Annotated in this window: 23 protein-coding genes; 4 read left to right on the forward strand and 19 right to left on the reverse strand. The window is 59.8% G+C overall.

Annotated elements, in window-relative coordinates; genetic code table 11:
* Positions 1-28: 28 nt before the first annotated feature.
* On the forward strand, positions 29-634 hold the full coding sequence (locus ACFOTD_RS03935) for a TetR/AcrR family transcriptional regulator (RefSeq protein ID WP_378115942.1): 606 nt from the start codon (positions 29-31) through the stop codon (positions 632-634).
* A 94-nt stretch (positions 635-728) separates the two neighbouring features.
* Here the strand turns inward: ACFOTD_RS03935 and ACFOTD_RS03940 are convergent, their stop codons facing one another.
* The 9 genes from ACFOTD_RS03940 to moaA form a co-directional block, all read right to left on the reverse strand.
* The gene (locus ACFOTD_RS03940) at positions 729-1,298 is read right to left on the reverse strand and encodes a manganese catalase family protein (RefSeq protein ID WP_378115943.1); all 570 of its coding nucleotides are present in this window, start codon (positions 1,296-1,298) and stop codon (positions 729-731) included.
* Between the two features lie 15 nt (positions 1,299-1,313).
* Positions 1,314-1,541: a spore coat protein CotJB gene (locus ACFOTD_RS03945; protein ID WP_255374468.1), complete on the reverse strand. Its 228-nt coding sequence runs from the start codon at positions 1,539-1,541 to the stop codon at positions 1,314-1,316.
* A gap of 98 nt (positions 1,542-1,639) precedes the next feature.
* Positions 1,640-1,861, reverse strand: coding sequence for a spore coat associated protein CotJA (locus ACFOTD_RS03950; protein WP_378115945.1), 222 nt, complete (start codon positions 1,859-1,861; stop codon positions 1,640-1,642).
* A gap of 163 nt (positions 1,862-2,024) precedes the next feature.
* A complete protein-coding gene (ytvI, locus tag ACFOTD_RS03955; RefSeq protein WP_378115947.1) occupies positions 2,025-3,062 on the reverse strand; it encodes a sporulation integral membrane protein YtvI in 1,038 nt (345 codons plus the stop codon).
* A gap of 57 nt (positions 3,063-3,119) precedes the next feature.
* Positions 3,120-4,472 (reverse strand): hemolysin family protein, encoded by a 1,353-nt coding sequence (locus ACFOTD_RS03960; RefSeq protein ID WP_378115948.1) that lies wholly within the window; start codon positions 4,470-4,472, stop codon positions 3,120-3,122.
* 76 nt (positions 4,473-4,548) lie between these two features.
* Entirely contained in the window at positions 4,549-5,703 is a 1,155-nt protein-coding gene (gene yfkAB, locus ACFOTD_RS03965) for a radical SAM/CxCxxxxC motif protein YfkAB (RefSeq protein ID WP_378115950.1), read from the reverse strand.
* A gap of 110 nt (positions 5,704-5,813) precedes the next feature.
* A complete protein-coding gene (locus ACFOTD_RS03970) occupies positions 5,814-6,878 on the reverse strand; it encodes an HD-GYP domain-containing protein (protein ID WP_378115952.1) in 1,065 nt (354 codons plus the stop codon).
* A 271-nt stretch (positions 6,879-7,149) separates the two neighbouring features.
* Complete coding sequence (locus tag ACFOTD_RS03975) at positions 7,150-8,592, reverse strand: bifunctional metallophosphatase/5'-nucleotidase (protein WP_378115954.1); 1,443 nt, start codon at positions 8,590-8,592, stop codon at positions 7,150-7,152.
* A gap of 14 nt (positions 8,593-8,606) precedes the next feature.
* Positions 8,607-9,611, reverse strand: coding sequence for a GTP 3',8-cyclase MoaA (gene moaA / locus ACFOTD_RS03980; protein WP_378115956.1), 1,005 nt, complete (start codon positions 9,609-9,611; stop codon positions 8,607-8,609).
* A 142-nt stretch (positions 9,612-9,753) separates the two neighbouring features.
* Here moaA and ACFOTD_RS03985 point away from each other — a divergent pair, with 142 nt between their 5' ends.
* The 3 genes from ACFOTD_RS03985 to ACFOTD_RS03995 all read left to right on the forward strand — a co-directional run bounded on the left by ACFOTD_RS03985 (position 9,754) and on the right by ACFOTD_RS03995 (position 12,747).
* Positions 9,754-10,506 carry a molybdenum cofactor biosynthesis protein gene (locus ACFOTD_RS03985; RefSeq protein WP_378115958.1) on the forward strand — a complete coding sequence of 251 codons (753 nt, stop codon included), beginning with the start codon at positions 9,754-9,756 and terminating at the stop codon, positions 10,504-10,506.
* Positions 10,503-11,585, forward strand: coding sequence for a ThiF family adenylyltransferase (locus ACFOTD_RS03990; RefSeq protein WP_378116485.1), 1,083 nt, complete (start codon positions 10,503-10,505; stop codon positions 11,583-11,585). Before ACFOTD_RS03985 ends, ACFOTD_RS03990 begins: the two co-directional genes overlap by 4 nt.
* Positions 11,586-11,700: 115 nt before the next feature.
* Complete coding sequence (locus ACFOTD_RS03995; RefSeq protein WP_378115960.1) at positions 11,701-12,747, forward strand: HD-GYP domain-containing protein; 1,047 nt, start codon at positions 11,701-11,703, stop codon at positions 12,745-12,747.
* Between the two features lie 59 nt (positions 12,748-12,806).
* On the opposite strand, the gene ACFOTD_RS04000 is transcribed toward ACFOTD_RS03995, so the two are convergent.
* The 10 genes from ACFOTD_RS04000 to ACFOTD_RS04045 all read right to left on the reverse strand — a co-directional run bounded on the left by ACFOTD_RS04000 (position 12,807) and on the right by ACFOTD_RS04045 (position 24,174).
* Complete coding sequence (locus tag ACFOTD_RS04000; RefSeq protein WP_378115961.1) at positions 12,807-13,778, reverse strand: C40 family peptidase; 972 nt, start codon at positions 13,776-13,778, stop codon at positions 12,807-12,809.
* Positions 13,779-13,904: 126 nt separating this feature from the next.
* Entirely contained in the window at positions 13,905-14,633 is a 729-nt protein-coding gene (locus tag ACFOTD_RS04005; RefSeq protein ID WP_378115963.1) for a glycoside hydrolase family 73 protein, read from the reverse strand.
* 636 nt (positions 14,634-15,269) lie between these two features.
* Positions 15,270-16,667 (reverse strand): Fe-S cluster assembly protein SufB, encoded by a 1,398-nt coding sequence (gene sufB / locus ACFOTD_RS04010; RefSeq protein ID WP_378115965.1) that lies wholly within the window; start codon positions 16,665-16,667, stop codon positions 15,270-15,272.
* Positions 16,668-16,717: 50 nt separating this feature from the next.
* Positions 16,718-17,173 (reverse strand): Fe-S cluster assembly sulfur transfer protein SufU, encoded by a 456-nt coding sequence (sufU, locus tag ACFOTD_RS04015; protein ID WP_271752773.1) that lies wholly within the window; start codon positions 17,171-17,173, stop codon positions 16,718-16,720.
* Positions 17,170-18,387, reverse strand: a complete 1,218-nt coding sequence (locus ACFOTD_RS04020; RefSeq protein WP_378115967.1) for a cysteine desulfurase — start codon at positions 18,385-18,387, stop codon at positions 17,170-17,172. The genes sufU and ACFOTD_RS04020 overlap by 4 nt, the downstream gene beginning before the upstream one ends.
* Positions 18,388-19,692, reverse strand: coding sequence for a Fe-S cluster assembly protein SufD (gene sufD, locus ACFOTD_RS04025; protein WP_378115969.1), 1,305 nt, complete (start codon positions 19,690-19,692; stop codon positions 18,388-18,390).
* 24 nt (positions 19,693-19,716) lie between these two features.
* A complete protein-coding gene (sufC, locus tag ACFOTD_RS04030) occupies positions 19,717-20,496 on the reverse strand; it encodes a Fe-S cluster assembly ATPase SufC (RefSeq protein ID WP_378115971.1) in 780 nt (259 codons plus the stop codon).
* A gap of 193 nt (positions 20,497-20,689) precedes the next feature.
* Complete coding sequence (locus tag ACFOTD_RS04035) at positions 20,690-21,265, reverse strand: DUF1802 family protein (protein ID WP_378115973.1); 576 nt, start codon at positions 21,263-21,265, stop codon at positions 20,690-20,692.
* A 102-nt stretch (positions 21,266-21,367) separates the two neighbouring features.
* Entirely contained in the window at positions 21,368-22,741 is a 1,374-nt protein-coding gene (locus ACFOTD_RS04040; protein ID WP_378115975.1) for a cryptochrome/photolyase family protein, read from the reverse strand.
* On the reverse strand, positions 22,738-24,174 hold the full coding sequence (locus ACFOTD_RS04045) for an NAD-dependent malic enzyme (protein ID WP_378115977.1): 1,437 nt from the start codon (positions 24,172-24,174) through the stop codon (positions 22,738-22,740). Before ACFOTD_RS04045 ends, ACFOTD_RS04040 begins: the two co-directional genes overlap by 4 nt.
* Between the last annotated feature and the right edge of the window lie 217 nt (positions 24,175-24,391).

Here is a 24,391-nt window from a genome sequence, read left to right on the forward strand (position 1 = left end):
GGAATCGATTTGAACATATGGGGTGCAAATGTTGATTTCTCAGCGGCAGAAACGAAAACAACATCAAACGGTCGCGGCCTTAAAAAAGGCGCTTGTCCAGCTTATTCTCGACAACAATGACATCGGCGAAATTACGGTTAGCGAGATCGCCGGCCAGGCGGATTTGAACCGCGGTACTTTCTACGCCCACTACCATGACAAAAACGAGATGATCGAGGATTTATTTCACGATGCGGTCGACGGCTTTACTCATGCCCTTAGAGAGCCGTACAAGGATGTCCGGAGAGTCGCGCTGGACGGCATCGTCCCTTCAACGAAGCTGATTTTTGAACACATTGAAAACAATAAAGATTTATTTAAGGCTCTCTCTCTCATTCGCCTTACCCCGAATTTATACGACCGTCTCGAGCAGGCATCCTGGACCATCTTCACGGAGGAAATGTCCTTTGAACGGGAAGCCGGCAGCACCGAGACGGAGTACGAGATGTTCCTTAGCTACCAGATCCATTCGACGCTCGGCGTCATTAAGTTTTGGATCCGGAAGGACTTCAAGTATTCGGCGGACTACGTTTGCCGGCAGTTAACATCCTACTACTCTGAAAAAATCACTGCGATGGTCATCACGAAACCGTAGCGCTTGAAGCGGCTGTCCGCAAAATACATGAATAATCCCCTTAAGGCGGCTTCGCCTAAGGGGATTCGTTTTTAAGTACCCTATGGATGGATGCTCAATAGACCTTCTTCTGATCCCGATCCGCCTTGATGATCTCGACCGCCTCGCGGAAGCGCAGCGAATGAATGATCTCGCGCTCGCGCAGAAACTTCAGGCTGTCCTGAATATCGACGTCGTCCGTCATGTCGATCAGCCACTGATACGTCGCCCGCGCCTTCTCCTCCGCCGCGATATCCTCGTACAGATCGGCGAGCGGATCTCCCTTCGCAGCAATATAGGCTGCCGTCCACGGCACCCCCGAGGCATTTTCGTAAAAGAGTGCGCCGTCGTGATTCGCGAAATGCGGACCGAGTCCCGCGGCCTCCATCTGCTCTACCGAGGCGTCCTTTGTGAGCTTGTAGATCATCGTGGCGATCATCTCGAGGTGGGCGAATTCCTCCGTACCGATATCCGTCAACAATCCGATGACTTTATCGGGAATCGTGTAGCGCTGATTGAGGTAACGAAGCGCGGCCGAGAGCTCCCCGTCGGCGCCGCCGTATTGCTCGGACAAGTAGCGCGCCATCCGGATATCGCATTTGCCGACCTTGACGGGATACTGTAGCTTCTTTTCATAAACCCACATATCGCGCCCCCTCTTCTACACTTGCCACGGCCACGGCGTGTCGACCCACTGCCAGGGATAACGGCTGAAGCTGTTGCCGAATCCCATTTGCGGCCCGTACTTTTGCTCGAACGAGGCCATCAATTGCTTACGCAGCTGCGCAAGCTGGTTGAACTGCTGAAGCGCCTGCATATCGGCGGGATGCGTGTCGAGGAACAGATTAAGCTCGACCAGCGCGAAGTCGACCTTCTGGATCTCCAGCAGATCGCGCTTGTAAGCCTCCCCGCCTCGCTGCGGCGCATGCTGCGAATAGCCGTTTTCACTGCTCAGGTGCGCGACTTCTTCCCTGTCGGCCACGCCCATCAGCCTCCTTTGCGGTTGCAGCGCGACATATACGGACTGTATAGCGCGGGCCACAGCGTACCTTTGAACAAGGCTTCGTCGAGCGGAAATTGGGGCAAATTGGACGGTTGGAAGTAAATATACTGATTGGGCGGCACGATATACCTCTTAACCGGCACGGGCGGACACGGATCGTCGGGGCTGGCGTAGGGATGCCACTCCCGCCATTGGTTGTCGTACACGCGGATTCCTCCTTAGACATAGACCGTACGGCGTACTGATCTAGCCTATGCGCCCATGCGCCCGGTTCGAACGACAAGATCGGATAAATTTAGACAGGCTTGTCTGCAAAAAAAAGCCGCCGCGAGATAAACGCGGAGGCATGCAAGCTTGGGGCGAGGGGCCCTAAAGCTTGATCTTGAGATTAATCAATCCGACCTTGCGGGCGGCCATGTACACGATAACGACGACCGGACCCAGGAAAACGCCGACGAGACCGACCAATTCGAATCCGACGTACAGGCTGATCAAAGCAGGGAGCGCGCCGATGCCGACCGCATCTCCCAGCACCTTGGGTTCAACGATCCGGCGGACGACGGTGATGACCAAGAACAGCAGAATCAGTCCGATACCGGCGTACGTGTCTCCCGTCAGCATCATATAGGCCGCCCATGGTACCAACACGGACCCCGTGCCGAGGATCGGAAGAATATCGACGACGACGATGAGCAGCGCGATCGCGAGCGGGTAGCCCGTACCGATGATGAGCAGCCCGACGAACGAGAGCACATAAGTCATAAGGCTAAGCGCGAACTGGGCGCGCAGGAAGCCGAAAATCGACTTGCGCAAATTTTCCATGACCTGCGATACCTGACTTCTGGATTCCTCCGCGAAGATGGACAGGAACGAAGCCATCATCGTCGGCAGGCTCAGGCTGAACAGGTAGACGGCGACGAAAAATACGATCATGACGACAAAAAAGCTAGGAATGCCGGCCGCAAACCCGACGAGCGGCTTGGAAATCGACGTGGCGAGACCCGACAGCCAGTCGGTCAGATTGTTCGTCAAGCTCTCGAGCTTGATCGGCAGCTCGTTGTCGCCGCCCACGCCGTTGTACGAGTTGCTCGCCTTTTCGAGCGCATCCTGGATGTAGCTGTTGGCGCTCTTAAGATAGGACGGCAGGTTGCTCCAGAACGAGGTCAGCTCTTCGAAGATCTTGATCCCGATTAATCCCATGAGCCCCAGCAGTCCGAGCGTAAACAACGTACTCGTCACCGTAGAAGCCGCGAGCCGGTTCATCTTAAACTTGGTCATGAAAATCTTGGTCAGCGGTTCGAGGAAGATCACGACGATCAAAGCCAGCAGGAACGGCGCGCCTACCGTAAACAGCAAATAAAGAAAGCCAAGCCCCAAAACCATCAGCAATACTGTGCGCAGCGGCATGCATTCACACCTTTCGAGGATCGTTACGTCCTATCGGCGAATCCGATATTCGTCAGCTTACAGACCGGGAGTCGGGTCCGACCGGTCGTCCGCGTCCGATTGCTTATACCGATAGATATGTACGCGCTGGACTCTTAGACGTTCCACTTCGGCGATCTCGAATACGTAGCCCTGCTCGACGATCTTGCGCCCCTCCGAGACGTTGCCGTCGAGACTCTTGAACAGCCAGCCGCCGATCGAATCGACTTCTTCTTCCTCGATCTCGACGCCAAGCAAGTCGTCGACCTCCTCGATCAGCATGCGGCCGTCGACCGAATAGACGTCGCCTTGCACCTCGACGGTCGGCGGCTCGTCGTCGAATTCGTCCTGCATCTCCCCGACGATCTCCTCGAGGATCATCTCGGCCGTCAGCATGCCGGCCGTGCCGCCGTACTCGTCGATAACGATCGCGAGCTGCGACTTGTGGCGCTGCATCAGCTTGAGCACGCGGCTGATCTCCATCGACTCCGGCACGCTTAAGATCGGACGCAGGTAGGCGCGCAGGTCCTGCTCCTCGTCCGGATCGGCCGTGAGCACGTCCGTGATGTGCACGAAGCCGATGATCTGGTCCTTGTCCTCGACGCCGACCGGATACCGGGTGTGCTTGACCCGGTACGCGAGCTTCATGTTCTCGTCGAACGGCAGGTTGGCGAACATGCAATCCATGTCGGTGCGGGGCAGCATGACCTCGCGGGCCACTCTTTCGGAAAACTCGAACACATTGTCGAACAGCGTCATCTCTTCCTTGTCGATGATGCCGCTCTTGGCGCTCTCGTTCATGAGGATGCGGATCTCTTCTTCGGTATGCGCGGCATCGTGCTCGCTGGCCGGCTTGACGCCGATCAAACGCAGCAGAAGGTTAGCCGCGTTGTTAAGCAGCCAGATGACCGGCAGGAACAGCCGGTAAAAGAGCAGTAGCGGGAGCGACAGCCACAGCGATACGCCCTCCGACTTCTGGATCGCGAGCGACTTGGGCGCGAGCTCCCCCAGGACGATATGAAGGAAAGTAATCGCGCTGAACGCGATGATATAAGAGATCGTATGGATCGTCGTCTCGTTGGTCACGCCGTATTGATGAAGCAGCGGGATGACGATCAGATCGGCGATGGCCGGCTCGCCCGTCCAGCCGAGACCGAGCGAAGCGAGCGTGATGCCGAGCTGCGTAGCCGACAGATAGACGTCCAGCTTGCGGTTGACCTTGAGCGCGTACTTCGCCCTGACATTGCCCTCGTTCGTCAGCTGCGTGAGCCGCGATTGGCGCACTTTGACGAGCGCGAATTCGGCGGCTACGAAAAATCCGTTCAGCAGCACGAGAAAAAGAACGAGTACGGCGTGCCAGGCGATCGAGCCCCATAACAATTCCGTGTTCAAGCAGCTTCAGCTTCCTTTCGTACGGCGCGGTAACTGCGGGTACTTCGCGCTCGTCGCCTGCATTTGCGCGGCTCGTCTAGACGATCGCGCTGCGGCGGGTAAAGTCGACATCCTTGTAATACATGTCGGTTACCAGCAGATTCGGACCGCAGCAGCCCGCGGCGGGACAATGGCAGTTGAGGCCGCGCTGCATCGGGTGCGCCTGCCAGCGGTCGAATACGTCGTCGAGGCGCTCGTTCTTGACGTTGCCGAACGGCGGAACGGCCGCGAAGTCGGTCACGTAGACGTCCCCGCTGAACAGGTTGACGTTGACGCGGTTGCGTCCGTCCGGATCGTTGCGGACGGTCACGTTCGGCTCGGCGGCCAGCCTGCTCAGCAAGCGGCGCTCGAGCGGGTCGTCGCCGCAAGCGTAAAACGGCAGCGTGCCGAACAGCATCCACATGTCGCGCTGCCGGACGTCGAGCAGATCCTCTACGGCTTCGCGCATCTGCCGCTTCGTGATGACGGGCAGCCCGGAGGCAAAGGAGCTCGGATACATCGGATGCACCTCGTGCCTGCTGCAGCCCATCTCGCCGACGAGGCGGTGGATCTCCTTCATCTTGTCATGCGTCCGGTAGTTGATCATCGACTCCGCAGAGACGAACAGACCGCCGGCGGCCAGCCTCCTGGCGTTTTCCATCATGCGATCGTACATGCGTCCGGCGGCGCCGAGGCCGACCTCCCGTCCTGTACGCGCGAAGCCGATGCGGTGGAAGTCCTCCGCCTCCGTGTAATTGAAGGAAATATGCATGACGTCCAGGTGAGGCGCGATCAGCTCGTACCGGCCGTAATCCAGCGTCACGTTCGAATTGAGCTGCGTGCGGATGCCGCGCGACCGCGCATACTTGAGCAGCGGGATCAAGATATGGTTGACGGTGTTCATGCTGAACGTCGGCTCTCCGCCGGTAAGGCTGATCGTCTCCAGATGCTCGACCTCGTCCAGCCTCCGGAGCATCAGGTCGATCGGCAGCGCCTCGGCTTCGGTCATCGTCAGGCTGTCGCCGACGGCGCAATGCTCGCATCGCATATTGCATAAATGAGTAACGGTAAATTCAACGCTCGTGAGCGCGTGCTTGCCGTACGCCTGCAGCGAACGGATCGGATCCCACGGATCGTACGCAGGCGACAGCGGCGTGAGATCGGCCGGCGGCGCGAAAGGAGCGCCCGTCCCGGCTTGGGCGGAGCCAATCATCGGTCATACTCCCTGTCTTGTCTAATGTAATGCTATTGTACCGGGTAAGCGCCGGATAACGCAAACGAAAGCCCTCGGAGACATGCCGCTCCAAGGGCTCCAAATGCGTGCTATGCTTCGCTTAAAGCCGGACCGTTGGTCACGACGCGGGAGATCATGACCGACAGATGCTTGGACAAGTCCATATCGAACGGAGACTTCAGCTCCTCGCCGCCCTCGTTCGTCAGGATCCGCACGATCGGACGATGCAGCGTCAGCGTGTTCACGTCCACGATAACGCCGCTCTGTCCGCTCGACAGCTCCACGGTCATGCCGACCGGGTAGATGGCGACCTTGTCCCGAAAAAGGCGCAGCATATCCGTATCGTAAAGCGAGTCGCTGCCCGCGTACAAGAGCTCGACCGCCTGATGAGGCAGCATGGCGTTGCGGTAAATCCGGTGGCTCGTCATCGCGTCGTATGAGTCGACGATGCCGATCCACTTGGCGTATTCGTGGATCTCGCTGCCGCCGATGCCGCGCGGATACCCCGATCCGTCCAGACGTTCGTGGTGCTGGAAGGCGCAATGCGCGACGATCAGCGGCAGGTTGGGCTCGTCCTTGAGCAGCTGGAAGCCGCGCTCGGTGTGGCGCTTCATCTCCTCGAACTCCTGCTTGGACAGAGCCCCCGGCTTAAGCAGCACGTCCAGCGGAATCCGCGACTTGCCCACGTCGTGCAGCAGCGAGCCGAGTCCGAGCGTCATCAGCTCGTCCCTGCTGTAGCCGCGGGCGATGCCGAGCAGCGACGTGTATACGCAGACGTTGAGCGAATGAAGATACAGATAGTGGTCCACGCTCTGCAGATTCAGCAGCATGATCATGGCATCGCGGTTGCTGTACAGATCGTCCAGGATCGTCGCCATCGTCTCGCGCACGGCTTTGCCGACGTAGGGATAGATCCCTCGCCGGGAGCTGTCTGCCATCTCGCGGAACACGTTTTTGACGGTCTTCAGCGCCCGCCTCTGCGTCTCCTCGCTGATGAGCTCGGGAATCTCGATGCCTTCGGTCTTCGGGTCCGAAATATAGATGTAATGAATACCCATACTGCTCAGGCGATTCAAAAGTCCCTGGGTCAACTCGACTCCTTCAGCCAGCAGCACGATGCCATCTTCGGAGAAAATCTTTTTACCAAGCCTCATTCCGGGGAGGCAAGCTGTAACTGGCATCAAGCGCATATTTCTTTAACTCCCCCCTTGGTGGTGCTCTTCCGCAGACAAAGGCTCTGGCTATATCATCGGAATCCTCTTAAGATAATGTAAGAGATTTGACGCCCATTGACAAGATATTCCTTCCTAAAAGTCGACACTATTCGCCAAAAATCCTTACGAACCCACAAAAATACGTCCGCATGCTCGTCAACGATGACAAACCGGCGGACGTTTGCCTCAAGCGGCGACGGCGCGATGTTGGTTACAATGCCGCGGCAGCCGCGCTCTCCGTCCAGCGGCGCCGGACACAATCGGCTACGGCCCGCTCGTCGCTCAGCGCCTCGGCGAGCAGGTCGCGGATGAACTCCGGCAGACAATAACGCACGACGCGTCCCTGCTTCAAGCCGACATAACCGATGCCAAACGTGAACATGTCGAGCGTACCGACCGTATAGACCCGCATCTCGTCCAAGGGTTCCCCGTTGATCTGGACGCTGCGGACCCGTTCGTAAGGCGGCGCGGCAGGATCGAAGACCACCTCGGCGCCGTCCGTGCACAAGCGGCCCAGCACCTTGCCACGGAAGCCGAAGCCGTGAAACTCCAAACCGATAAACTCCGGCAGCAAGCTCTCCTCGAATGCCTGCTTCAGCTGCTCTCCGGTCAATTCGATCAGGCACGGATTGATCGGCGACGGACATACGGCATGGATCCGCTCGCGGGTCACCTGACCGGCCTGGAGTCCGTCCAAAATCTGCCCTGCGTTGGTCAGTCCGATCTCGGCGCCGGTCTTGCGGCGCAGCGCCCCCGCTAGCAACGTCCCGAGCGGGCTCTCCGAGTCGGCTTCTCCGGCGAGCGGCACGGCCAGCTGCGCGACGGAAGCAGCCATTGCCAGCTTGGCCTTCTGAAGCGCCGTGGCCACGATCTCCGCCGTCTCGGGATCTTCTTTTCGTCCTTCCGTCGGGACGGTTCGCCCCTCGATGGCGAGCCCTTGACCATGGGCGGCGCGCCCGATCTCGACCGTGCCGACATAGCGGCCGAACTTGCCGGCTGCGCAGACGGCCGTGCCCTCGATCCGCAGCGGCACCTCCAGCAGATGGTGCGTATGGGCGCCGAGGATCACGTCGATGCCCGGCACCGCGGCCGCCATCCGTTCATCCTGGCGGAGTCCCAGATGCGAGATCGCCACCACGACATCGCAGACAGCCCGCAGCTCGGCCACGCAAGCCGCCGCTTCCTCCAGCGGATCGGACACTTCCCAGCCGAGGAGCTCGTAAAAATCCTGGAACTGCACCGTAAGCCCGAACAGGCCGACCGTCAGTCCGGCCCTCTTAAGCGTCAGCGTCCGGCGCATCCATGCCGGAGGGCGTCCGGTCGCGGCGAGCTTCAGATTCGCGCAGACGACGGGAAACGGGGCGTCCTCGTACAGCCGGTTCAATTGCTCGGGCGTATAGGTCAGTCCTTCGTTGTTCCCGAACGTCACCGCGTCATAGCCGAATCGCGCCAGCAGCTCCCGGTTCACGGCGGCGTCGGTGCCCTCCGTTTCGATCCGCACGCGGTCCAGATGGTCGCCGCAATCGATAAGCAGCAGCCGTTCCGCAGGCACGGATCTGCGAACTTCCTTTATATAATCGGCCGCCCTGGCGGCCTCCTCGAAGTGACTGTGGATATCGTTGGTATGAAGCAGAATCAGCTTGCCGCTTTGCACCGAATATTCGCCCCCTACCCGCCGATTTGAGACATTCTGCGCCCCGTGGGCACATGCGACTGGGCGTCTCCCGCCAGCAAGGCCGCCATCTCGTGGTTCTCCGGCTTGATGCGCATCGCCTTCATGAAGAGCTCGCGCATCGCCTGTGCAGAACCGAGCGCCGGCCGGACGCTCAGCTCGTCCACCCAGTACAGGCAAGGCTTAAGATCGCCTTCAGCCGTCAAGCGGAGCCGGTTGCAATTGGCGCAGAAATGATTGCTGACCGGATGGATGAGGCCAAACGATCCCTCCCCGCCCAGGATCCGGTAGTTCTCGGACGGACCGTTCCCCGCAGGCCCTTCCGGCAGCGGCTCGTACGCAAGTCCGAGACGATCGGCCTCCTCGGCGACGCGCGAGAGCGGCAGATAGTGATCGCGCCAGCCGGCGTCGTCGTGCCCGATCGGCATATATTCAATAAAACGGACGTGCAGCGGCTTCTCGGCACTGAGGCGCAGGAACCGTCCGATCTCGTCCTCGTTGACGCCCTTGAGCAGCACGCAGTTGAGCTTGATCGGCCCGAGCCCCGCCTCCGCCGCGGCCTCGATGCCTTCCAGCACTTTGTCCAGCCTGCCCCTGCGCGCGATAAAGCGAAAGCGTGCGCTGTCCAGCGTATCCAGGCTAATATTGACGCGGTCGAGTCCCGCGAGCTTAAGCGCGGCAGCCTGCGGCCCTAGCAGCAGCCCGTTCGTCGTAAGCGAGATCTCCTCGATGCCCCGAATCGACTTCAGCGTCGCGATCAGCCCTGCGATGCCCGGCCGGACGAGCGGCTCGCCCCCCGTAATCCGAAGCTTGGATATTCCGAATCCCGCGGCGGTCTGTACCACCTCGGCGATCTGATCGTAGGTCAGGAGACTATCCCGGTCCATGAACGTCATGCCCTCCTCGGGCATGCAATACAGGCAGCGCAGGTTGCAGCGGTCCGTGACGGAGATGCGCAGGTACGTATGTTTGCGGTCGTATCGATCCTTAAGTTCCGTCATGGCGAAGCCCTCCTTCAGAAAGCCTGAATCGTCTTCCTGTAACACTAGCTAACATGGGTATAGCATAACATTTTCGGAGTCATTATGGTATGCTTGGACAAGGCATCTCCCTGGTGAATCGTATGGAAGGCAGGGCTAATTCATGACGACATACAGTTGGAAAATATATTTATTCGCCGGACTTGCGGAGCGTCTCGGCAGGCGTCTGCTCGAGACGGAATTTGCGGAGAATCGGCTAACTGCGGGCGAGCTTAAGCGACGTCTTGCAGCCGCTCATCCCGAGCAAGCCGACCTGATCGCGGTGTCGTTCGTTGCCCGCAATCAGTCGTTCTCGCCGGATGAAGCGGAGATCGGATACGGCGACGAGCTCGCGCTGCTGCCGCCCGTGTCCGGCGGTTCAGGGCTGGACGAAGGGGCCCGGGCCGCTTCCGTCCCCGCCGCGCCATATGCAATATCGACGGCGGCGCTATCGGCTTCGGACGTCCTCTCGCTCGTTCACCACCCCGATCACGGCGCTGCGCTCCTGTTCGCGGGAACGACGCGGGGGCTAACGGGCGAACAGCGCACTGTCACGCTTGATTACGAAGCGTACGAGCCGATGGCGCTCGCGGCGCTGCGGAAGATCGGCGACGAGATCGGCGAGCGCTGGCCGGACACGCTGTGCGCGATCCATCACCGTATCGGGCGGGTCGGAATCGGCGAGACCAGCGTGCTCATCGCCGTCTCCTCGCCTCACCGCGCAGCCGCGTACGAGGCAAGCCGGTATGCGATCGAGCGGCTCAAGCAGACGGTCCCGATCTGGAAGCGCGAGGTATACGAGGACGGCTCCGAGTGGAAGGGACATCAGACCGGCCCCTGGGACCCGCTGGCGCCTCCGGCAGGCGAACGGCCGTGACCGGTTCGTTCACCGAAGTCGCGGAGGATGGCGGCGCTCGAAGCGCGGACCGCTATGCGCGTCAGATCCGCTTCGCCCCGTTCGGCGCCGAAGGGCAGTCGCGACTGTCCGCCAAGACCGCCGCGATCGTCGGCGTCGGCGCGCTCGGCTGCGTCTCGGCCAACCATCTGGCCCGCGCCGGCATCGGCCGCCTCATCCTGATCGACCGCGACGTCGTCGAGCCGACCAACCTGCAGCGGCAGCTGCTCTACGACGAGTCGGACGCGTCCCTCGGGACGCCCAAGGCAGTCGCAGCCGCGCGAAGGCTGTCCGCGATCAACGGCAGCGTTGCGTACAAGCCTTACGCGGTCGATCTGAACGCGGGCAATGTCGAGACGCTGCTCTCGGACGCCGATCTGGTCGTCGACGGCACGGACAGCTTCGGCGTCCGGTACCTGCTCAACGAGTGGAGCGTGAAGCACGGCAAGCCTTGGATCTACGGCGCTGCCGTCGGCTCCTCCGGCATGACGATGACGGTCCGCCCGGGCACGGGAGGCCCTTGCCTGCGCTGCCTGTTCCCTCAGCCGCCGCGCGGCGGCGCGCTCGATACTTGCGAGACGGCCGGCGTGCTGGGGCCGATCATTGACCTCATTGCCTCCGTCCAGTCGATGGAAGCGATCAAGCTGCTCGCCGGACGCGAGGAAGCGCTGCATGGCGCGCTGCTCCAGACGGACCTCTGGCATACCGGCTGGCAGCAGCTCGGGATCGCGGACGCCCGAAGGCCCGACTGCCCCGTATGCGGCGGCGAGCGCAAGTTCGAATGGCTCGACGGCGACGTTGCCGAGCCGCTGACCGCCACGCTCTGCGGCCGTCGGACGGTCCAGGTATCGCCCGCAGCCCCGGATGCGTCGCTAGATCTGCCGCTGCTCGCTTCCAGATGGGCCCCGCTCGGGCGCATCGAGCTGAGCGACTGCCTGCTTAGGCTCCGTCGGGAAGACGGCATCGCTTTCGCGCTCTTCCCCGACGGCCGCGCGCTCGTGTCCGGCACGGACGACCCGATTCGAGCCAGACGACTCTATTCCGAGTTAATCGGCGAATAGTCCTACTCCCTTTCGACAAAAATCGATTGCAAGCGTTCTGTATACTTGGTAACATATGGTTTGAAAGCGGTTATCCGACGTTGATGCCGCAGAAGACCATACGGCGAGGTGCGCGATGCGAATTCATATTACCGATTTGCAAGCTGGCGATCAAATCTCGCAAGATATCTTTAACGCGTACGGCCTGCACGTTCTGTCCAGCGGCGCGATCTTGAACGAGTCCGACTTGTCCCGGCTTTACCAGCACCGGATCGATTACGTGGACATCGAACAGCGCGTCTCCCCTTCGTTCGAAGCGTCGGAGACCGCCGCCGACCTGTTCCCGCCCGAGCTTCACTACAAGTTCGAGGATGCCGTCGCAGGCTGCGAGCTGCTGTTCAAGCAAGCGATGGCGGAGGGAAAAATCTCCGAGGAAGACGCCAAGGAGAGCTTCCAGCCGCTTGTCCAGCATTTTCAGGAGGAACGGGACGTCGTATCGCTCATGCTGAGCATGCACACGCAGGACGAGTATACGTACCAGCACTCCGTACAGGTCGGCATGCTCTCGTTCTACATGGCCAAATGGCTGGATTGGAGCGAAGAGGACCAGATCCGTGCCGGCATGGCGGGCTTTCTTCACGATATCGGCAAATGCCGAATTCCGGAGGAGATCTTGAAGAAAAGCGGTCGCCTGACCGACGCCGAGTTTGAGGAGATCAAAAAGCATTCGGCGTACAGCTACCAGATTCTGACGGATTCCTGTTCGGACGAAGGCATCGCCGTCGCCGCGCTCCAGCATCACGAGAGACGCGACGGCACGGGATACCCCGAGCGGCTGCATGACAAGGCGATTGAGCCGATGTCCAGAGTTATCGCGATCGCGGACATATACAGCGCCATGAGCTCGGACCGCGTCTATCAGGAGAAGCGGGATTTGCTCTGCGTGCTCAAGGAGTTATACCGGCTGAGCTTCAACGAACTGGACGCGGAGATGACGCTGACTTTCATCAACAAGATGATCCCCAATTTCATAGGCAAACGCGCGCAGTTGTCCGACGGACGCTGGGGAACGATCATCATGACCCATCCTACGGATCCGTTCCGGCCGCTCATCCACGTCGAAGACGCGTTTATCGACCTGGCAGTCGAGCACGGCCTGGAGATCGATCGGATCTCGACATGAATAAGGATAGCCCCGGTCCCTATGGACCGGGGCTTTTTCATGCGCCTGCCAGAATGTCCCTAGAGCAGCCGCTTGGCGTACAGGAACGTATCTTGCCAATACGCTTTATCGATATCCGTAATCTGAACCCCGTCTTCAGGCTTCGGGCTTGAATGCAGCATTTTGCCGCCGCCCATGTAGATGCCTACGTGACCGACCGTATTGTCCGTCTTGAAGCGGCCGGGGACGTAATAAAACATCAGATCTCCGGGCTGCAGCTCGTTTCTCGATACCGATGTTCCGCGCTGGGCTTGTTCTCTGGCCGTACGCGGCAGCTGAATGCCTTTGTCGGCGAACAGGTACTGAACGAACGACGAACAGTCGAACAGCCCTGTCTTTTCATAATCCCCGGCGCCGAAGTCATATTTGACCCCCAGAAATTTTTGCCCGTGCGCAATGATGTCGGCAGCATCGCTAGAAGCGGAGGCGACCCGCAGCTTTCCGCCGCTCGATCCGCCAGGAACCGCGTCGGCGAAAGGCGTCCCTCCGTGTCCCGCGTCATGACCGAAGGCTCTGGGGAGCAAGGAAATCGTATCTTTATTCGTCCGCATGGCAAGCTCGTTCCCGAACAATGCGGATAGACCTGATGCCGGAACGTACAGGTCGTTATTTTCCTTCACTGCCGGCGCCGGCAGCCTGCTTACTTTGCCGTCGGCCCGTACTTGGCTGTCACCCGTCCGAAATTTCCATCTTGGATCATGGTCACCAACGCCGTAGCTGCCGTCTTCCAGCCACTTTCCGGTATACCCCGCCGCCTTCGCCACGTCCGCAAGCGACACATACCCCGTACGGTGAATGCTGTGAAGCTTGATGACGCTGCTCTCGGCCTTCTCGGCGGCTTTCGTTTGCTCCGTCGACTTCACCTTTACCGGCGCATATCGCTGGCTCAGATCGGCCGTATCGCCCGGATTGTCCGTGCATCCGGCGCCAACCAGCAGTACAGCCGCGGCGAGCCCCGCGCAGGTCGCCCTTGCGAACATACGATTACGCATGCTTAACCATCCCCCCGAAGCATCCTTTTGGATTTTCTGTCGTTAGGATGGTTAAACGCCGACGGATTTATGCCGTATCGCACCGGTCTTACGGATAACGAGCCTGAGACGGCCGGTAATATTGTTTTAAATGATGTTTTTACGATGCAATACGGTGAGCAGCCGGTAAAAGTCGTAGCTGCCCCCCCGCGGCGTGTCGATCAGCTTCGCGTCGACCGCGGCCTGCACGGCGGCCGCCGCCCATACGGGGGGCTCGGCGATGATCTGCCGGTTTTCCACCGAGTTGAGCCGGTCGGAGAGCGCTTTGATCTGCGCCATCTGCTCATTAGCCCGTGTCTGAAGCAGCTCGATCAGTTCCCGCTCCTCCTTCGTCATCGGTACGTCCTCCTCCCCGTCGAAGTCGTCATATTTCGTCAGATCATACTTTTTGATCAGCTGAGTAATCTTGTTGCTATAAGCCGGATCCGTCGCATACCCGCTGAGCTGGAGCGCCTCCGCTTGCTCCGAAGCCGTCTTGGCGGCGCGAACGCGGGCATACCGGGCATTGCCAAGCAATAGATCCTGGTCCTTGTAAAAGGCAAACACGCTGTCATACGAACGCCATGTCTCCATGACCTGCACGCGCTTGCCGTTCACGAATTCCCAAGTCGGCGTCGTGTACGTCTCCCCGTGCCACCACTGGTTGGGCGTTCCGCCGCCGGCCTTGATACCGCCGAGATTATAGTGCTCGTCGATCTTGCCGCCCGTCTCCAGCAAGTTCTGAGCGAGTCTAACGCTTGGGAAAAGCGGCGAGCCCTCCAATCGCGCCTGATGCGCTTGCGGCCCAAGAAAGCCGAAAAACGTCTGCCTGTCCAAATGAACACCTCCCTCGGCTTATGCATGATATTCGGGCTTTGCCACGTCCATCGCGGCGCTTATGAATTCCGGGCTGTATCACCATGATTGCAAAATGCTTGCTGCATGAAGAAAACCGTCCGGGTAAATCACGAAGCTCACCCTGACGGTTCTTTTTGGTTTGTCTGATATCTGAAACTGGACTTGCGCGGAATGCCTATGTATAGCTCATGAGACAGCCTGTCAAATGGTCCCGCGGATAGTCGTTCTTAGATCGTCGTTCGCTTATTGTCGCCCGCATCGTCCATTCGCCTTAATGCCTTCAAATATACATCAATATGCATTTATTTCCCTTCATCAACCCGATCTTCGGCTTGTGCTTTGAATTCACCTGCACATTTGCACGTATTTCATCGAGTGTCGAAAGCCGGCAAAAAACCCATGTATAAATGCAGGTTTTCGCCCGGCAAAACACGTGAAAAGCCCCGACGCGCCGAAAGCTCGCTTACCTGTCCAAAATGCGCTGTCCTCCCGATCCAAAAAGGAAAGTACGGCGAACTTCTTTGATAAAAAAAGAATCCGTAGAGGGCTCTACGGATTCCTGGCTTAAACTTTATTGACTCGGGCCGATCCCGATACCGAGACGGAATGCAGCGATTAGCCGATACTGCCTTCCATTTCGAACTTGATGAGTCGGTTCATCTCGACCGCATATTCCATCGGCAGCTCCTTGGTGAACGGCTCGATGAAGCCCATGACGATCATCTGCGTCGCTTCGGCTTCGGACAGGCCGCGGCTCATCAGATAGAAGAGCTGGTCTTCGGATACCTTGGAGACGGTCGCCTCGTGCTCGAGCGTAACGTTGTCGTTAAAGATCTCGTTGTACGGGATCGTGTCGCTCGTCGACTGGTTGTCGAGGATCAGCGTATCGCACTTGATGTTCGCCTTGGCGCCTTCGGCGTTGCGGCCGAAGGATGCAAGTCCGCGGTACGTGACTTTGCCGCCGTGCTTGGAGATCGACTTGGAGACGATCGTGGACGTCGTGTCCGGCGCCAGGTGGATCATCTTCGCGCCGGCGTCCTGATGCTGGGCCTTGCCGGCGACGGCGATGGAAAGTACCATGCCGCGCGCGCCGCGGCCCTTCAGGATGACGGCCGGATACTTCATCGTCAGCTTGGAGCCGATGTTGCCGTCGACCCACTCCATCGTCGCGTTCTCTTCGGCGACGGCGCGCTTGGTGACGAGGTTGTAGATATTCGGCGCCCAGTTCTGGATCGTCGTATAACGGACGCGCGCGTCCTTCTTGACGATAATCTCGACGACGGCGCTATGCAGCGAGTTGGTGCTGTATACGGGCGCCGTGCAGCCTTCCACGTAGTGAACGAAGCTGCCTTCGTCAGCGATGATGAGCGTGCGCTCGAACTGGCCCATGTTTTCCGAGTTGATGCGGAAGTAGGCTTGCAGCGGGATCTCGCACTTTACGCCCTTCGGCACGTAGATGAAGCTGCCGCCGGACCATACGGCGCTGTTAAGCGCGGCGAACTTGTTGTCCGCTGCTGGCACGACGGTGGCGAAGTATTCTTTTAAAAGCTCCGGATGCTCGCGCAGGGCCGTGTCCGTGTCGGTGAAAATGACGCCCTGGGCTTCAAGATCCGCCTGCATCGAGTGGTAAACGACCTCGGACTCATATTGGGCCGAGACGCCGGCCAGGAACTTCTGCTCGGCTTCGGGGATACCCAGCTTGTCGAACGTCGCCTTGATTTCCTCCGGCACTTCCTCCCAAGTCTTACCTTGCCTTTCCGACGGCTTGACGTAGTACTGAATATCTTCGAAATCCAGTCCGTCCATGTCGCCGCCCCAAGTCGGCATTGCCATTTTGTAGAACTGCTCCAGCGACTTCAGCCGGAATTTCAGCATCCACTCCGGCTCGCCCTTCATTTCCGAGATCGTGCGGACGATCTCGGGGGTCAGGCCTTTGCCGGATTGGAATACGGCCTTGTGCTCGTCGCGGAAACCGTATTGATACTCTTCCATTTCGGGCATTTGCTTTGCCATGACGATTGTCCCTCCTTCATAGTGATCGTGCTGTATTTGCTGACGCAAGCTTATTGCTCGACGTTTTCTTCGACCTTGCCTTGACCGTCATGCTCGACGCCCTTGCGCAGCGCATTCCAGGCGAGCGTGGCGCACTTGATGCGCGCCGGGAACTTGCCGACGCCAGACAGCGCGTCGATGTCCTCGTACTCGTCGAACTCGACCTGCTCGCCCTTCATCAGGGAGGAAAATTTGCCGGCGAGCGCCAACGCTTCCTCCGTAGACTTGCCCTTGACCGCGTCCGTCATCATCGACGCCGAGGACATGCTGATCGAGCAGCCCTCGCCGGTGAATCGGGCGTTCTGGACGACGCCGTCTTCGATGTGCAGCTGCAGCGAGATACGGTCGCCGCAGGTCGGGTTATTCAGGTTGACGGTGACGGATTCGTCGTCCATCGTCCCGCGGTTACGCGGGTTTTTATAGTGATCCATAATGACGCGGCGGTATAAATCGTCCAACTGGCTCATAACTGGAAAAACTCCTTTGTCTTGACCAGCGCGTCCACCAGCCGGTCGACGTCTTCTTCGGTGTTGTAAAGGTAAAAGCTGGCTCTCGCCGTCGCGCTAACCTTGAGCCATCGCATGAGCGGCTGGCAGCAATGGTGTCCCGCACGGATGGCGATGCCCTCGGTGTCGAGCACTGTGGCAACGTCGTGCGGATGAACGTCGCCAAGATTAAACGTAACGAGTCCCGAACGGTTGCCGCTCGGCCCATAGATCGCGATGCCGTCGATCTCCGACAGGCGGCCGTATGCGTAGCGGGACAGCTCCCTGCCGTGACGGTCGATCTCGTCCAGCCCGATCGACTCCAGGAAGTCGATCGCGGCGCCGAGGCCGACCGCGCCGGCGATGATCGGCGTGCCGCCCTCGAACTTCCAGGGCAGCTCCTTCCAGGACGAGTCGTACAGCTCGACGAAGTCGATCATCTCGCCGCCGAATTCGATCGGCTCCATCTTCTCGAGCAGCGCCGTCTTGCCGTACAAGGCGCCGATCCCAGTCGGACCGCACATTTTGTGGCCGGAGAACGCATAGAAATCTACGTCCAGGTCGCGTACGTCGACTTTCATATGGGGAGAGCTCTGGGCGCCGTCCACGACCATGATCGCGCCGTTCTTGTGAGCGATGGCGGCGATCTCCTTGACCGGATGGACCGTCCCCATTACGTTGGACACGTAGGCGATCGACACGATCCTGGTGCGCTCGGTAACCGTCGTCTCGACGTCCGAGAGCTTCAGGCTGCCGTCCTCCTGGAGCGGAATGAACTTCAGCGTCGCGCCCGTCGCCTTGGCGGCTTGCTGCCAGGGTATCAGGTTGCTATGGTGCTCGGACTGCGTGATGACGATCTCGTCGCCCTCGCGCAGCTGCTGGCGGGCATAGCCGCCCGCCACCATGTTGAGACCGGTCGTCGTGCCGCGGTTAAAAATGATCTCGCGCGCAGAAGCGGCGTTCAGGAACCGGGCCACCTTCTCGCGGGCGCCTTCGTAGGCGTCCGTCGCGCGCGAGCCGAGCGTATGCACGCCGCGGTGGACGTTGGCATTTTCAAACTCGTAGTAATGCTTCACGGCGTCGATGACGCTGCGCGGCTTCTGCGAGGTCGCGGCGTTGTCCAGATAGACGAGCGGATGACCGTTAATCTCCTGATCCAGGATAGGGAATTCGCTTCTTAATGCGCGAGCGTCCATTTAACCCAACTTCCTCTCTAAAATGCGCTGCATCTGCTCGCGAACGCTCTCGAGCGGAATCTCGGATACGACCGGATCCAGGAATCCGTAGATGATCAGGCGCTCCGCTTCCGTCTTCGAGATGCCCCGCGACATCAGATAATGCACTTGCTCCGCATTGACCTGGCCTACGCTCGCCGCGTGGCCGGCTTTGACGTCGTCTTCGTCGATCAGCAGGATCGGGTTCGCGTCGCCGCGCGCCTTGGGGCTCAGCATGAGCACCTTCTCGGTCTGCTGGCCGTTGGCACGGGTCGCGCCCTTCTCGATCTTGGTTACGCCGTTGATAACGGCGGTGCCCTCTTCCTTCATGACGGCGCGCGTGATCATGTCGCTCTCCGTGGAGAGGCCGAAGTGCACCGCGCCCGTCGTCAGGCTCATGCGCTGCTTGCCGGTGCCGACCGTAATGATCTTGGCGTCGGACGTGGAGCCGTTGCCCTTGAGGATCGACTTGGTGTCGGACAGGATGTTGCCGTCCTGCAGCTCGCCGACGATCCACTCGATGCGCGCGTCCTGATCCAGAACCGCGCGGCGGTAAGATACGTCGATCGCGCTTGTCTCGAGGCTATGCACGGCCGCGTAGCGGACCTGGCTGCCTGCCTTGGCGAACACCTCGACGGCGCCGTTCAGTACGAAGCCTGCAGCGGCTTCGCCGATCGCCGTCGCGGCGTTCTCGACAACCGTGACGCGGCTGTTCGCTTCGGCGATGACAAGCACGTGCGGCACGAAGGTCGCTTCGGCGTCGTCCGCGAACAACAGCGCCTGAATCGGCTCTTCGATCTCGACGCCGCGCGGCACGTACAGGAAAACGCCGCCGTTCCACAGCGCCGCATGCAGCGCCGCAAGCTTGTGCTCATCCGACGTGTATGCCGTCATCAGATGTTGACGCAGCAGCTCCTCGTGGCTGCGCGCGGCTTCTTCGAGGCTCGTCAGCACGACGCCTTTGGCCTTCAGGTCTTCTGGCAGATTCGTGAAGACCACGGAGGAATTGTGCTGTACGATCAGCGCGCTGCCTGCTTCTGCCGGCAGCAGCTTCGCGAGCGCTTCGGGCAGCTGCGCGGCCGATTCGACCGCGGCGCCGGGACGGTCCGTGCCGTATGCGTCCAGCGTCCAGCGCTGGATCGGCGTTTTTTCAGGCTTAGGCAATTCGAGCTTGGACGCCAGCTCGCCGGCGTTCTCGCGCCAGGCGACGAGCCATGCGGGTTCGTTTTTGCTACGGGCGATGCCGGCTGCGGCTTCGCGGCCAAAAGAGGCGGTAGGCGTACTCATGGTTGTATAACCTCCCTTTTCCTCTTAGGCTTGGCCGACCGTCTCGTCGACGATGCCCAGTTCTTCTTTGACCCATTCGTAGCCTTCGGCTTCGAGACGCTCCGCCAGCTCCGGACCGCCGGACTTGACGATGCGGCCCTGCATCATGACATGCACGAAGTCGGGCTTGATATAGTTCAGCAAGCGCTGATAGTGCGTGATGATCAGGAAGCTGCGCTCTTCCGAACGCATGGCGTTAACGCCGGCGGCGACGATCTTAAGCGCGTCGATGTCGAGACCGGAGTCGATCTCGTCAAGGATGACCAGCTTCGGCTCGAGCAGCATCATTTGCAAAATCTCGTTGCGCTTCTTCTCGCCGCCGGAGAAGCCTTCGTTCAGGTAGCGGTGCATGAACTCGGGGTTCATCTCGAGCTCCTTCATCTTCGCTTCCATCTGGCGGACGAACTTGATCAGGGAGATCTCGTTGCCTTCGCCGCGGCGAGCGTTGATCGCGCTGCGCAGGAAGTCGGCGTTGGTAACGCCCGTGATCTCGCTCGGATACTGCATCGCCAGGAAGAGGCCTGCCAGCGCGCGCTCGTCCACGCCCATTTCCAGCACGTCTTCGCCGTTCAGCAGAACTTGTCCATCGGTTACTTCATATTTAGGATGGCCCATGATCGAGGAAGCGAGCGTGCTCTTGCCGGTGCCGTTCGGGCCCATGATCGCGTGCACTTCGCCAGCCTTGATTGTCAGATCGAAGCCTTTCAAAATTTCCTTGCCTTCGATTTCCGACTTCAAGCCCTTGATTTCGAACAGATTGGACATTGTTTTCCCTCCAGGTTATACGGACGCCAAGTGGGGTTGACCCCTTTTTCAGCAACCTGCGGTCGCCACTTAAGATCCATTTCTTATTTATAACTATTCTAAAGTGATTCTCAGTGATTCTCAACCACCATTTTATGAAAATGTCATGAAAATTGCAAACCGGGTCGAGCCTCGAGCGAGGCCGACCCGCGTTTTAGAGGCCGCCGGAGATCGCCTGACGGACCGATTGCACCCTATTGTCGAACGCTTCGTCCTCTAGCGCAGGACGCGCCTTAAGCGCGGAAAGAGGCTCCCCCAGGTCAATCCAGGATTTGCAGCCGCCGTACCGCTCGTCGTTCGGGATCGCGACCGGCTGATCCAGCACGAATACGCGAAGCAGCAAAACGTGCAGCGGCTTCGTTTTTTTCCACTTCAGCCGTTCCTCCGCGTAGTTCTCCGTCCACAAATGGAACGGATCGAGCTTGCGCAGCGTCTCGCTGTCCGTTACTTCGATGTCTTCGACGACCTCCGCGTAGGAGGAGACGACGACCGTGTTCGGCGCTTTCTCGTACGCGGCTACCGTCTCCGCCACGCTCGGGCTTGCCCCGGGCTTGACCAAATGTTCGCGCTGATGCTCATAGGAAGGAAAAAGGAAAAACTTAGGGCTTTCCAGCCGAAACTCCTTCGTCTCCTCCGCGATGCCGCCCTTGCGGAGCACGATAATCTGCTTGCCCGCCTCCAGTGCCTTGACCGCCACCGCCCACTCTCTCAGCGCTATCGGATTGTCCATTGGCGTCACGCCTCCTGTCGAATTCTGCTTCCCTTATTATAGCACGCGGGGCAAGGAAGCCAAGGAAAGCAAGCGATCCAGCCGGTCATAGGTCGTCATTCGTTAGTCGTCCTTCGTTATTGGTTCATGCGCGTTGCTATGAATAATCGTCTTGTACGCAGCGATCGCTTCAAGCCGGGATTGACGGAGGTCGACGATGGCGTCCGGCGCGGGCTCGTGTATGGAGACGGCGGCGCTTAGCGAGGCTCGAGGCAGCCAAGTTCGGAGATAGTCGCCGGCCGGATCGAACTTTTTGGACTGGGTGACGGGATTCATGATGCGAAAGTAAGGCGCGGCGTCGAAGCCGAGCGATGAAGCCCATAGCCAGCCGCCTCTATTAAGCGCGTTATCGTAATCCGATAGTTTCAGCCGGAAATACCGTTCGCCGTAAATAAACGGGCAGCGCAAATTTTTCGTCAAAAACATCGCCGTGATCATGCGCAGCCGATTCGGCATCCAGCCGGTCTCGTTCAGCTGCGTCATCGCCGCGTCGATCACCGGAATGCCCGTCCTTGCGTCGCGCCAGGCGGCGAAGTGGCGGTCGTCCAGGCCGGACAGATCGAATTTTTTCTCGTAATGATAGTAATCCGGGTCCATACGAGATTGATAGAGATAAAAATCGCGCCAGGCCAGTTGGCGCAGCCAGCTCTCCGACTGAATCGAGGCGAGCTCGCCGGCAGCCGCATGCAGGCGCCTTGCCGAGATCTCGCCGCGGTTCAGCGAAGCCGACAACCGGCTCGTGCCGTCCTGCGCATAGGCGTCTCTCGCTTCCGCATAGCTGGAAAGCGCGCCGCGCAGGAAGCCGCGCAGCCGTCGTTCCGGCTCGGACGCTTGGCCGTCCCGCGCTTCCATGGCGTCCCTCAGCGACGGCGGCAATTCGCAACCAGGCAGTTCCCCCGCGGCGACCGTGTCCAGATCGCTCACATCGCTCGCATAAACGGACGTATAGCGCTGCGCGAGAAAGGCGCGCCACTGCCGGTAAAAAGGCGTAAACACCTTGTACGGCGACTGACGGCCCGTCCAATCGTGAAAATCGCGCATCGGCGCGAGCGACAGATCCGGAAGTACGGTAAAAATAGCACCACGCGCATGTGCAGCTTCCCTTAGCTCGCGGTCGCGCTTGATCGCGTACGGGGTATAGTCTTCGTGCACGACAACCTCGCGGATAACCGGCTGGGCGTCAAGCAAGCGGTCCAGCATGGAAGCGGGCTCCCCGTAAAACACGTTGAGCTTGCGCCCCGCCTCCTTATAGGCGCGTTCAAGGCGGCCGGCCGAGCGAAGAAAACCGGCGCCGCTGTGCTCCAGGTATCTCTCCCCGCGAAGAAGAAACGGGTCGAGGAACAACGTATGGATGCCGGGCTCTCCGCCGGCGGCCAAGTAGTCCAGCGCCGGCAGATCCGAGGTTCGCAAATCTTTGCGGTGAATGAACAGCTTCAAATGCCGTTCTCCGCATGCGAGGCTTTGTCGTCGTCGCTCAGGCTGCGCTTGTCCTGACGGCGGGCCACCTTATCCGCATAAGCCGCTTCGACCACGGCTTTTCTTACGTTCTCGACGACGGCGGCGTTGAACACGCTCGGCACGATATATTCGCTGCTGAGCTGCTCGTCCGTGACGACGGCGGCAATCGCCTTGGCCGCGGCCAGCTTCATGCCTTCCGTAATACGCGACGCGCGGCAATCGAGCGCGCCGCGGAAAATGCCGGGGAAGCAAAGCACGTTGTTGATCTGGTTCGGGTAATCGCTGCGGCCGGTACCGATGACGGCGGCGATGCCCTGGATCAAATCGGGACGGATCTCGGGCTCGGGGTTCGCCATCGCGAACACGATCGGATCGGCGGCCATCGACTTGACCTGGTCGACGTTCAGTACGCCGGGGCCGGATACGCCGATAAAGACGTCCGCCCCAGCGATGGCCTCGGTCAAGCCGCCCGTGCGGCGCTCGGGGTTCGTGTGCTGCGCGCACCACTGCCAGGCCGGGTTGGCATACTCGCGATCGGCGGACAGGATGCCCTCGCGGTCGACGGCGACGACCGACGGCACGCCGGCCGAATGCAGCATGCGGACGATTGACATGCCGGCCGCCCCGATTCCGCATACGACGACGCGGAGAGAGTCCATGCGCTTGCCGACGCATTTGGCCGCATTCATAAGCGAGGCGATCAGTACGACGGCCGTGCCGTGCTGATCGTCGTGAAATACCGGGATATCGAGCAGCTCCTGCAAACGGCGCTCGATCTCAAAGCACCGGGGAGACGAAATATCCTCGAGGTTGATGCCCCCGAATCCCGGCGCGAGGCTGCGCACGATCTCGACGATCGCATCCGAATCCTGCGTGTCGAGGCAAATCGGGAAAGCGTCGACGTCCGCAAGCTCCTTGAACAGCATCGCCTTGCCCTCCATGACCGGCATCGCCGCGGCCGGGCCGATGTTGCCCAGGCCGAGCACGGCGCTGCCGTCGCTAACGACGGCAACCGTATTGCGCTTGATCGTGAGGGAAAACGCGGAAGCCGGGTCTTCGTGGATAGCCATGCACACCTTCGCCACGCCAGGCGTGTAGACACGGGAAAGATCGTCGCGCGTACGGATCTTGATGCGCGGCGTTACCTCGAGCTTGCCGCCGAGATGGATCAGCAGCGTCTGGTCGGAGATGTTGACGATCCGCACGCCATCTACGGAGCGGATCGCCGCAGCGATCGCCTCCTGGCCCGCATCGCTGCGGATCGTCAGATCGCGAGTGCTCTTCTGCCCCGGCCGAATGACGTCGATCGCGACGATGTCGCCTCCGGCGGCCCCGATCGCGGTCGCGATCGCGCCGAAGACGGCCCTGTCCGTATCCATTTCGAGACGCACGATGAGATTTGAACCATTCATCCATATCCCTCCCGGTATCTTCTTTCGGATTTACCTTAACATGCCAAGTTGACGAACATCAAACCGGCTGCGAATTCGGCTGTTCCGCCGTCGCATTTTTCCTTTATAATAGTAACCGGATCAAGCCCGTCAACATTCGCCTTGCAGGGTGAATTGTTCTATACTGTCTTTTAGATCGTCCGCCCGCTGCGGACAAGCCGCGTACATTATCGGAGGT

The organism is Cohnella sp. GCM10012308 (genome assembly GCF_042649185.1).
GTDB lineage: Bacteria > Bacillota > Bacilli > Paenibacillales > Paenibacillaceae > Cohnella.